The sequence below is a fragment of the Blautia sp. AF19-10LB genome, from assembly GCF_003461245.1.
Classification (GTDB): Bacteria; Bacillota; Clostridia; order Lachnospirales; family Lachnospiraceae; genus Blautia_A; species Blautia_A intestinihominis.
Genome location: NZ_QTWS01000060.1, coordinates 1 through 11,162, shown reverse-complemented (window position 1 = coordinate 11,162; position 11,162 = coordinate 1). Strand labels below are relative to the sequence as shown.

The following is an 11,162-nucleotide window of genomic DNA, read 5'->3' as shown; positions in this document are numbered from 1 at the left end:
ATTTGTATTTTTTCAATTGTCTACTTGACGGGGAGCGGTTCATATTTCCCGACAGCCCCTTTTTATAATGATTTATTTTCTATCTAAAATTTTATTAAACCGACTAAAGACTCCATAGTTTGTGTGTTTGACTTACTGTTTATATCTATCTTCTCCTAAATATTTTTCTAGTCATTGCAATATAAAATTGCTTATACAGTCTCTTCCTTAAGAGTCCTGGTATTCTGGATAATATACAGAGCGACCGATATGACCATCATTATAGCGCACAAACCAATCAACAGATCTGATACCATCGGTGTAATGTGGAACCATATAATATGCACCGCTGCAGTTCCATATAATAAAAAGGTTACTATCTTTCCATGCCAGTCTGCACCATGTACTTTTCCTGTCTTTCGTATCACAAGACATCCACTGACTACCATATACAGCTCCTTACCTGCCATTATTACGATTAAAAGAAGCACATGCGGAAAACGAGTAAACAGACAGATTAACATCGCTGCCTGTGTCAGCTTATCAGCCACCGGATCAAGTATTTTTCCTAAATTACTAATCCTATGGAATCTTCTTGCGATATATCCATCAGCAAGATCCGTAAGACCAGACAGCAATAAGATTTCACCAGCTAACAGAGGATTTTTCTTTACACAATAACTCCATATAATTACCGGAATCAGACAAAGCCGAAAAAAAGAAAGAAGATTAGGAACCGTAATAATTCTATTCAAATTTTCTTCCTGATTCACTTCCCTCTGCATGTACGGTCACCTCACTTTCCTTTTTTTTAGACATAAACCAATAGAATATAACACAAAATGCTAAAGCAAACACAACACCAAAAACATTTTGAATCACTCTAAGACTAACCGCTCCTTGTAGTCCATAAGTCTCTGCAGCAATGGCTAAAGCACCAAATGTGTTAAATACTGCCTGCCAGCCATATTGTGCTGAAAATCCTACACCGATTCCACCAAGAATTCCTATATATGCATAGATTGACGAAGGAAGCAGAAAATATAATACTGTAAAACATATAACACCTGCAATATTTCCGACAATCCTTTTACGGACTCTGTAGTGCATATCTTCCATAAACGGCAAAATCGCGGACATGGCCGCAATACCAGCCCACATTGCACGTGGCATATTACAAAGTTCTGCAATGCAAAGGACAATCGGTACGCATAAAATCTGACATATCTGCCATTTTGTTCTGGAAGAAGTGATATCAAATTCTTGTATCAGATCTTTCAGATTTCTTTTATAAGTTCTGTTTTTATGATTTCGATAAAATACAAAGCAGGTAAGTGCTGCACCTAAAGCCATTCCGACTAATCGCATCTGATAGCTTTTTCCCGTAACATCATAACCATATAGCAGCAGATACCCAAGAACCAATGTAGATTGATTAAACATGAATGGATTATGGCATCCGAACAGAATCAACACAGCCAGTGCCGCAATATTTAACAGCATTCCCAATACCGGTGAAAACTGATTTGCTAAATGCGGACATACAGTCATAATTACAAAGAACAAAGCCAAAAGCATCGTAGATTGTCCGGTGTGGATCCCCAGATCCGCATTTCTAAACACCATGAGACATAATAAGACTACTACACCTACAATGCTGTTCTCATTTCCAAATAGGATGCTGAAAATACTAACAAAGAAAAAACAAAATGCCATTGTAACAGCTATCTTCACCAGATATACCCACATATGATACAATTTTTCTTTTAGTGTTTCACTCTTTTTCAACAGGTTTTTAGAACCTGCCTGATTTAACTGCAACTCCTGATAAAATGTCATATAAATCCTCCCATCTTCTAATTTATCTTAAAACTATATAATCTCATCTTTCTGCTTTGGCAGCTCTATAACAAATCTGCATCCACCATATTCACGGTTTTCTGCTTTGATTGTTCCTCCGGCACTATCTACAATCCGTTTTACAAGTGCAAGACCTAGGCCATTTCCTTCTGCTTTATGAGATCCATCTACCTGATAGAACTTGTCAAATATTCTGGATTTTACATCATCCTCTATTCCTGGTCCTTCATCTTCCAGAATGAACTTAACAGAATCCTGTTCTTGTTTCAGAAACATCGTAATTGTCCCCTTTGAAGGGCTGAACTTAATCGCATTATCCAAAAGATTTATCCAGATATGCATAAAAAGTCCTTCATTCCCAGTATATTTAACTTCCTCCAATTCTACCTGAAAACCAATTTCTTTTTCTGTCCATTTTGTTTCCAATGAAAGAAATGCCTGGCGGATCTGTTCATCCAGACGATATTCTGCTTTTTTCATTGGTATATTCTGATTCTCTAACTTGGATAACAGCAAAATATTACCAACCAATCCGGAAAGTCTTTGGGTGTTAAATAAGATTTTTTCTACATATTCCTCTTGATCCGGAGACAGTTCTTCTCCCTGAAGCAGCATTGTATATCCTTCAATGGCATTAATCGGGGTCTTAAACTCATGAGAAACATTAGATACAAAATCCATCTGCAGCACCTCTGTTGCACGAAGTTCTTTTGTCATAACGTTAAAACTTTGATAAGATTCTCCAACTTCTGCTATACGGCTGTTCGTTTCCAAATGCTGTTCAAAATCTCCCTGAGAAACTTCCTTCATTGCTTTACTAAGTCTGGTAATTGGTTCCAGTAACTTTGCATTAATAAAGGAAGTGATCAGCCCTGCAATCAATGTATTAAAAATCAAAAGCCAGCCAAGCACAGGTATGCTGCCCGGCAGATTAAAAAAATGATTCAAAAAAGCAAATAATAAAGCAGATATGACTGTTGAAAATACAAGTGCCAGCCAGATTGCACCAGTCAGACAGGATCGGATCCGCAATCCTTTTTCTTTCTTTTGTTCCATTATTTTTTCACCACCTTGTATCCAATTCCACGCATTGTTACGATTTCAAAATCCGAGTTATCTTTAAAACGCTCTCTGATTCTTCCTATATGTACCTCTATCGTATGTGGGTCTGCCTCCGTCTCGTATCCCCATACTTCATCCATCAACTGTTGTTTTGTAAATGTTCTGCCTGGCGAAGCTGCAAGCTTATATAAAAGCAGGAATTCTTTTTTAGGCAAAACAAGACTTTCCTTATCAGTTGTAACCGTCATTGCATCATAATCAAACTCTGTTGAACCGATCACAATTTTGTGTTCATTCAGTATCTGTGCACGGCGAAGCAATGCTCCGACTCTTAAAACCATTTCATTCACATTTACCGGTTTTACCATATAATCGTCACTTCCCGAAAGAAATCCCTGACGCATATCATCAAAGGAACCTTTCGCAGTGATCATAAGCACTGGTATCTGATATCCTGCTGAACGGAGTTCTGACACCAGTTCATAGCCATCCATAACCGGCATCATAATATCAGAAATGATCAGATCAATATATTCCTTATCCAATACTTCTAATGCCTGTGCTCCATCCGATGCACTTTTGACTTGATATCCATTCTTCTCAAGCACTTTTTGGAATAGCTGGCTTAATTCTTTATCATCTTCTACAATCAATATTTGAAACACGTTTTCCTTCCTCCTTATTAAAACAGATACCTTGCCCATCCAAGCAGATGCTGTACCAAAAATATTTTTCTCTGACGTTTCTTTGTTAATTCGATTGGCTCTACATGATATGGATCATTATAAGTTCCGCCTTCTAATATCTGGCGGGACACTTTTTCATATTCCATCATGCCCTCTTCCAACTGTTTATTAATATCTTTACTGCGAATTACAAGCATCAGTTCCGTATCCAGATATGCACTTCTCATGTCCATATTAAAGGAACCGATTACAGACAGATCATCGTCAATCAGAATACTTTTTCCGTGGTATGAATAACCACCTTCATATTCCCAGATATTAATTCCTGTACTTAAGATTCTATTTCTGTTTTTCGCATAATCGGCAGCCCCAAATGGATTCCCATTATTCGCAACTGAATTTGTCATGATAGAAAAATCTGAAACGTTCTCTGCAATCTCCTCCCATGTATTATACATCATATCATTACAGATAATATATGGCGTGTGGATCTTCACACGATTTTTTGCATTTTTCATCAATTCTCCCAACTGATACCACACTACTGGTTCTTTGGAACCTGTGTGAATAGGATTTGACACTAATGTAATCTTTTCTGTCTCAAAAGTTTCGTCCGTATAATCGGTCTCGCAGATTCTTTCCTTATTCTCTTCAAAATATTTCTGATAGCTGTTCTGCAGCTCTAAAACTGCGTTCTTTACAGATTTTCTATTTGCCAGTTTTTTATTGTTATGAAAATAACCACTGTCTTCCTGATTCCATATGGTTTCAAAATACTCTGACAACTGGTTAACTGAATTTTCTTTCTCAGGTTCATCGCAAACCACTAACACGTCTCTGTCATAGTTCTTATGTCCCGGAAAATCACCCAGGAAATAATTGTATGTATTTCTTCCCCCAAGAATATATCTCTTTCCATCTGCAATCAAATATTTATCATGCATTCTACCCATCATTTTCCACGGTTTCAACGGATTTGCCTTATTATACAGTTTAATTTCAACATTCTCATGGGATGATAATCCATAGAAATACGGATTTCCTTCCATATCAATCCAGCTCTCCATTCCATCTACTAACAGACGAATATGTACACCTCTGTCTGCCGCATCATGCAGTGCTCCTAAAATCAATTTTCCACTTTCATCGGATTGAAATGCAAAAGTAGAAAGAATAATTTCCTTTTTTGCATTCTTGATCAGACGCACTCTTTGTAAAAGCGCTTCTGGATTCTTTTCTATGATTACTGCCCGTTCTGTATTTTCACTGCATTCGTTCCATGACCCATTTTTTGTTTCTTTTTTGGTTGTATTGGACACTTCCGGCTGTTTTTTATATGCAACGCAGATTCCGAGCAATTCATAAAAAGCCACACATAAAAAAATTGCCAGTATAACAAGAAGGATTTTACATATTTTATGCTTTTTCATTGTACATCACCTGATTCCTTTTTATTTCATACTTATACAATACAAAGTCAATCTCAATTTAACCTCAACAAAATTTATTTTTCATAAAAAAATATGACCGGCTTCTTTTTAAAGAAACAGTCATATTTTTATTCTAATATATGAAGGAGCTTTTCTTACTCCGTTGTATTAATCACTATCCATGCAAAATCTTCTTTGTACAACAGACTGTTAGATATAGCAAAAACGGCCTTTCAAAAACAGTTAACTTCTAAATCAACTGTTTTTTGAAAGGTCGTTTCATCAGATTCTTATAGCAATCCAGCAAATAATCTCATAAATAATTGTCCCAGTCGCAAATATGCACTTCGTCCGGTTTGATATTGGTCTGTCACATCACGACATTCTCCCATCGTTCTTATCAGATCATTTTTTATTTCCACAACTGCCTGACAATCTGCCATAAAACAGCCGTTTTCAAAATGGTGATATAAACTTCGATAATCCAGATTAATTGTTCCACAAGTTGCCATACAGTCATCTGCCACACTCATTTTTGCATGACAGAAACCAGGAGTCCACTCATAAACACGAACACCATGTTTAACTAATCCATGATAAAAAGAACGAGTTATATTATAAATGAATTTTTTATCAGGGATACCAGGTGTGATAATTCGTACGTCTACCCCTCGCTTAGCAGCCAGACATAACGCATGCGTCATTTCATCTGTTATGATTAGATATGGAGTCATAAACCAACAATATTTTTCAGCTTTATTTATCATACTGATATAAACTTCTTCTCCTACTTGCTCATTATCCATAGGGCTGTCTGCATAAGGTTGAACAAACCCAGTTTGCTGTGCCGCATAATCATAGTGGAAAAGGTATTTACTAAAATCAGAATCATTAGCAGCCTTATCACTTACTGCATTCCACATTTCCAAAAATGTCACCGTAAGCGACTGAACAGCATCTCCTTCTAAACGAATACCTGTATCTTTCCACTGTCCATACGGGTGTGTGTAATTAAAATATTCGTTTGCTAGATTATATCCACCTGTAAATCCGACTTTTCCATCAATAACTGTTATTTTTCTATGATCACGATTGTTCAAAAACAGATTTAAACCTGGCATAAACGGATTGAATACACGGCAATGAATTCCTATTGCCTCCATCTTTTTCACAAAATCTGTGTTAATAAAGCCTATAGAACCCATATCATCGTAGAACACTCTAACTTCCACACCTGCTTTTACTCGCTCTTCCAGAACATCTTGAATCTTATGCCATGCTTCAGCGTCTTCTATCGCATGATATTCCATAAAGATAAACTTCTGTGCTTTCTCCAAATCCTTAAGCTGTGCCTCTAATCCTTTCACTGCTTCATCAAAATACACAATATCCGTATTCTGATAGATTGGATACTGCGAATTTCTTTGTATGTAACTTGCTATATTTCCTGCTTTCGGAATTGTTTCTTTTATTTTGCTCAAACACTCTTGACTGTCCGGAAGCATTGGTAACAATTTGCTATCAATTTCTGCATATCGCTCACGCATTTTATGTGTGCCACCATTCAAACCAATCAACAAATACAGGCCTACACCCATAATTGGGAAAATTAGAATTAAGATGACCCAAGGCATTTTCATAGAGGATGTCTTATTTGATGCGTACAATCCCAAAACCAAGATCCCACTCAAAATCCTTGTAAATAAATTTATGATTTCTGCATATTCATTCAAGCGTGTTACGATAGTAATAATAAAAATCACTTCCAAAAGAATGCAGATTATGGAAAAACACAGCCGTTTTACCCCATTTTTTGTTTTTGCTTTGCCCTCTAAAGTATCTTGTTTCATATATATTCCACCTTCCTACTTGCTCAGTTTTCTCCCTAAATTTCATGGAACATACCAATTTTGTCTTTTATTCTCTGCATTTCATTATCTGCTTCAATGATAGCTCTTGCAGAATGAAGTAATTCTTCACTTATCTCATCATAGCCAGGCATTTCTTCAATTCCTTTTTTATAGCGAAGTTGATGTTCCAATGTTGCCCAGAAATCCATACCATTGGTTCGAATCTGTAATTCTACACGCATAGGTGTTTTACCCTTAGCAAAAAATACTGGTATTTCAACAATCATATGATAGCTTCGATAACCATTCGATTTTGGATTTTTTATATAATCTTTTATTTCAATAACTTTAATATCATCCTGTTGGGTAATCAAATCTGATATCATATAAATATCGTCAATAAACGCACAAACTATTCGAACGCCTGCTACATCATTGAGATGTGTCTGTATATTTTCTGTTGTAAATTCATATCCCATCTTCTGCAATTTATCGTAAATACTATTGGGCTTCTTAATTCTTGTTTTTATAAAAGAAATAGGATTTCGATTGTTCTCAACTGAAAATTCATCATCCAAAACCTCAAGTTTAGTTTGTATCTCCCGAATAGCACAACGATACATCATCATTAAATTATAAAATTTTGTAGCATTATTTAAAAACTGTAGTGATTCCGGACTGTTCATCCTGAGTTTTTTTACTTCATCTTTTGTCATGGAACTTTCCTTTCTACCTCATCCCTGATTTCAAAACATTATTTATTTTGATAGTTGATTCGTTCTCCTTGAATTACTGGATAACAAATCATTTTATCACTATCCAGATTTTCTACATGCATATCTACTGCACTGATCTGATGGTTTTCATAAGTATTGTAATAATAAATACCTTTTGTAACATTACAACACGACGTATACAATGTGATTTCATATTTTCCATCCGCTACTTCGCAACATCCTCGTTGCTGATCCACAGATCCGAGAATGTGAAAGAATTGGCTAACGCTTTCTTCCTCTGATTCACCTGAAATTGCATTTACCTTTGTAAAAGCTACACGTACAAAGCGTGATGAAGATGAGAGATCTCCCGGAAGACCTAATCCTCCCATACCTCTACTATATGCATCAAGAGCCAAATTTTCGCAGAAAGTATTTCTGGGCTGTTTAGGAGATAAATACATATAATTATTTAGTTGAAACATCTGCTGTGGAAATGGCGGATTATTCGTAAGCACTCCTACTGGATTATCATAAATATGCAAACCATCTGACATAGATTCTACCGTAATTGACTCATTCTCATCAGAAATGATCCAGTGTAATTGTGCTAATGGCAATTGCTCGCTGAAAGGAGTATTAACAATATTAATTCGTTCAAGAAGCTCGCGAACTTCAACTAAAGAAGAACACTGACTTAAAATCCACGGAATAAATTCAAACTGTGCAATATTTTCCACATCTGGCTTAATCGCGGCATAAACAGCATTTCCGACAAAATTCAGTCCTGCCATTGCCACTCCTTTTTCATTCATAGCATCATAATACAAAGGATAATCCTCTGCAACATGAGCCATTCCAATAATTGCATAATGATTTTTCATATCGCCAACATGGCGAAAATTAAACGCATAATTACGTGGTGTAATTACTATCTGATCACCATAAGAGAATTCATAATCGAGGGTTCGTCCAAAGTAAAAATCTTTTGTTTTATAAGTTGCTGCTGTACACATGATCGTTTATCCTCCTAAATAGATTGAAATATGTCAATGAGTTTTTTTCTTAAACCATAGTATAGCACAATCTTTTATTTTGTTCCAACTTCATACATGATCATAACATGTAAACTTTAAACTATTTTCCTAGATTATTTCTCCATCAGTTTTTCAAACCAGGTATCCATAGCTAGGATGAATTGACCTACGTCTGGCAATTCTTGCAGCATTTCGTTTAGGGTTTTGTGCTTCACATATTTCTGCACATACACCCAACAGACAACGCTACTGGCTTCTGATACAATGTCAGCTATGGTTTTGCGCATAAGCTCTTCAAATTCAGCAATTTCTTCTTTCGGAACAACATCATATGTGGTGACAGTATGGAGCCTCTCTATCTGGATGGACAGATCATCTGGATTCATAAACAAGAAACTCATGAAGAAGGAGAAATCGGTGTCTTTTTCCTCGATGGTGATGCTTATGTAAAGAAATATCATCAATCTGATTCCGGTATCCAACTTATTTCTCTAAATAAAAAATATGCTCCTATCCAAGTCACTTCCGGCTCCACCTTAAAAACTTTTGGAAAAGTAGTTGGCTAATTTTAAAAGGCTGATGCATTAACAGTAAACTTGCAGGGCGTCTTTTTTCACCATTTTGCATGGCTTATAGCGTTCACAAAACACATTCACAAAATCACAAGGATCACAAAATCTTCACAAAAAAATTAGCACTCGCCTCTTGACAGTGCTAATAATGCGTGTTATATTACAGATAGAACAAAGGAAGAGAGATAAAAGAAAAGGTATTCCAGATGTTCGAAGAACTAGAAATGATAATACAGCAGACTGGATCGTGAAGATCTAGGGAGCTTTTGAAAGGAGATATGACTTATGTTAATGCCTAGTATTTTTGGAGAAAACTTATTTGATGATTTCTTTACACCATTCTATTATGATGACAAAGATGAGAAGAAAGCGGAAAAGAAGCTGTACGGAAGAAGAGCACAGAATCTCCTGAAGACAGATATTAAGGAAAAACCGGAAGGTTATGAACTGATTGTTGATGTTCCTGGCTTCAAGAAAGATGAAGTCAAAGTTGCATTGAAAGATGGTTACTTAACTGTCAGTGCAGCAAAAGGTCTGGATGAAGACGATGAAGATAAGAAGGGACACTACATCAGACGTGAACGTTACGCAGGAGCCTGTGAGCGAAGCTTTTATGTAGGCGAAGAAGTGACTCAGGAAGACATTAAAGGTGAATACAAACATGGTATCCTGAAACTGTTTGTTCCGAAGAAAGAAGCAAAACCAGTTTCCAATGATCCGAAATATATAACCATTGAATGATAATGATAACATCTGATTGATAAAAAGCTCGTGGTGTTGCCCGAAGATTTCGGGCAGTACCCTTTAAATATAATTGTAAGTAACAGTCGAAAGACTTGAATATAGATTTGTTTGTCATGAAAAGGAGAGATGACTTATGTTAATGCCTAGTATTTTTGGAGAAAACTTATTTGATGATGATTGGATGAATTTCCCGTTTAACGATGAATTTTGGGGCAAGAAGAATCCGCTTTATGGTAAACATGCGCAGAACATGATGAAAACGGATATCCGTGAAACAGACGGTAGCTATGAACTGGATGTCGATCTTCCGGGATTTAAGAAAGACGAGATTCAGGTACAGCTGAAAGATGGTTATCTGGTACTTTCTGCTGCAAAGGGACTGGATAAAGATGAAAAAGATAAAGAAGGTAATTATATCAGGCGTGAACGCTATGCGGGCAGCATGTGCCGAAGCTTTTATATAGGCGATGCAGTAAGCGAAGAAGACATTCATGCAAAATATGAAGATGGTATTCTGAAACTGTCCGTGCCAAAGAAAGCACCTGAGAAAATAGAAAAAGATGGTTATATTGCCATTGAAGGTTAAGGAAATCTCCTTATAGTCGGGGCTGTCGCATCAATGATTAGGAAATCATAGGTGCGGCAGCATCTTTTTGCAGTTTTTAAGGCGAAATATTCTCTCCTTTCATTCTGTTTCTACAAGAAGGCGAACTTTAATAAACCTTTTCTGGAAAAAGGTTCGTTTTCAGGATTTACTTTTGACCTGTCAAAATCAGGCGGTTTGTTTGAGTGGAAATAAATGCCGCCCTGTCCTTCCTGCCTGAATCTTATGATGAAGCTTGTTTATGTTATACCCGATCGCCAGCAAGATACTCTGGGCGGTTACATTTGCTTTCCTTCGATATAAATATCGCCTGAATTCCATATACAAAAGTTCTTTTAATTCTATTACTATCTGTTCGTTCTCCATTTTCACCTAATCTCTTTACTCCAGTTTCAGCCTGCTCTTTGTTCTGCGTCTTCTGAGGAAGTACTTTGCCTCCCTTGGCTCCATAGAACAGCTCTGTGAGCACTTCGGCATTTCACAAAACCTGTTTTACAAATGGCTTAAACTGTGGAACTCTCACAAACAGCGCTGGCTTGGTGTTCTGGATGACTCCGAGACTCAGCATAGTTACATTATAACATGTAACGGAGAGAAAGATGGTTGTCGTTAGCCATCTTTT

The 11,162-nt window shown here is 36.6% G+C and carries 13 protein-coding genes; 4 read left to right on the top strand and 9 right to left on the bottom strand.

What is annotated here, in order from left to right; genetic code table 11:
• Nucleotides 1–191: 191 nt before the first annotated feature.
• The 9 genes from DWX28_RS18310 to DWX28_RS18270 all read right to left on the bottom strand — a co-directional run bounded on the left by DWX28_RS18310 (nucleotide 192) and on the right by DWX28_RS18270 (nucleotide 9,006).
• Nucleotides 192–764: a CDP-alcohol phosphatidyltransferase family protein gene (locus tag DWX28_RS18310; protein ID WP_118254538.1), complete on the bottom strand. Its 573-nt coding sequence runs from the start codon at nucleotides 762–764 to the stop codon at nucleotides 192–194.
• Nucleotides 727–1,818: an FUSC family protein gene (locus tag DWX28_RS18305; RefSeq protein ID WP_005347241.1), complete on the bottom strand. Its 1,092-nt coding sequence runs from the start codon at nucleotides 1,816–1,818 to the stop codon at nucleotides 727–729. Before DWX28_RS18305 ends, DWX28_RS18310 begins: the two co-directional genes overlap by 38 nt.
• A 33-nt stretch (nucleotides 1,819–1,851) precedes the next feature.
• On the bottom strand, nucleotides 1,852–2,895 hold the full coding sequence (locus DWX28_RS18300) for a HAMP domain-containing sensor histidine kinase (protein ID WP_118254535.1): 1,044 nt from the start codon (nucleotides 2,893–2,895) through the stop codon (nucleotides 1,852–1,854).
• Nucleotides 2,895–3,605, bottom strand: coding sequence for a response regulator transcription factor (locus DWX28_RS18295; RefSeq protein WP_118254533.1), 711 nt, complete (start codon nucleotides 3,603–3,605; stop codon nucleotides 2,895–2,897). The genes DWX28_RS18300 and DWX28_RS18295 overlap by 1 nt, the downstream gene beginning before the upstream one ends.
• Nucleotides 3,584–5,017 carry a phospholipase D family protein gene (locus DWX28_RS18290; RefSeq protein ID WP_055053946.1) on the bottom strand — a complete coding sequence of 478 codons (1,434 nt, stop codon included), beginning with the start codon at nucleotides 5,015–5,017 and terminating at the stop codon, nucleotides 3,584–3,586. The genes DWX28_RS18295 and DWX28_RS18290 overlap by 22 nt, the downstream gene beginning before the upstream one ends.
• A gap of 290 nt (nucleotides 5,018–5,307) precedes the next feature.
• Nucleotides 5,308–6,867, bottom strand: a complete 1,560-nt coding sequence (gene cls, locus DWX28_RS18285) for a cardiolipin synthase (RefSeq protein WP_118254530.1) — start codon at nucleotides 6,865–6,867, stop codon at nucleotides 5,308–5,310.
• 35 nt (nucleotides 6,868–6,902) lie between these two features.
• Nucleotides 6,903–7,583: a GTP pyrophosphokinase gene (locus DWX28_RS18280; RefSeq protein WP_118254528.1), complete on the bottom strand. Its 681-nt coding sequence runs from the start codon at nucleotides 7,581–7,583 to the stop codon at nucleotides 6,903–6,905.
• A gap of 38 nt (nucleotides 7,584–7,621) precedes the next feature.
• Nucleotides 7,622–8,599, bottom strand: coding sequence for a choloylglycine hydrolase (gene bsh / locus DWX28_RS18275; RefSeq protein ID WP_005347230.1), 978 nt, complete (start codon nucleotides 8,597–8,599; stop codon nucleotides 7,622–7,624).
• A 134-nt stretch (nucleotides 8,600–8,733) separates the two neighbouring features.
• Entirely contained in the window at nucleotides 8,734–9,006 is a 273-nt protein-coding gene (locus DWX28_RS18270; protein ID WP_243002494.1) for a hypothetical protein, read from the bottom strand.
• Here DWX28_RS18270 and DWX28_RS20860 point away from each other — a divergent pair.
• The 4 genes from DWX28_RS20860 to DWX28_RS20855 all read left to right on the top strand — a co-directional run bounded on the left by DWX28_RS20860 (nucleotide 8,965) and on the right by DWX28_RS20855 (nucleotide 11,153).
• Entirely contained in the window at nucleotides 8,965–9,186 is a 222-nt protein-coding gene (locus DWX28_RS20860; protein ID WP_118254525.1) for a S24 family peptidase, read from the top strand. The genes DWX28_RS18270 and DWX28_RS20860 overlap by 42 nt on opposite strands.
• Before the next feature lie 291 nt (nucleotides 9,187–9,477).
• Complete coding sequence (locus DWX28_RS18260; RefSeq protein WP_118254521.1) at nucleotides 9,478–9,933, top strand: Hsp20/alpha crystallin family protein; 456 nt, start codon at nucleotides 9,478–9,480, stop codon at nucleotides 9,931–9,933.
• A gap of 136 nt (nucleotides 9,934–10,069) precedes the next feature.
• Nucleotides 10,070–10,522 (top strand): Hsp20/alpha crystallin family protein, encoded by a 453-nt coding sequence (locus DWX28_RS18255; RefSeq protein WP_118254519.1) that lies wholly within the window; start codon nucleotides 10,070–10,072, stop codon nucleotides 10,520–10,522.
• Between the two features lie 415 nt (nucleotides 10,523–10,937).
• Nucleotides 10,938–11,153: a helix-turn-helix domain-containing protein gene (locus DWX28_RS20855; RefSeq protein ID WP_442857737.1), complete on the top strand. Its 216-nt coding sequence runs from the start codon at nucleotides 10,938–10,940 to the stop codon at nucleotides 11,151–11,153.
• Nucleotides 11,154–11,162 lie beyond the last annotated feature (9 nt).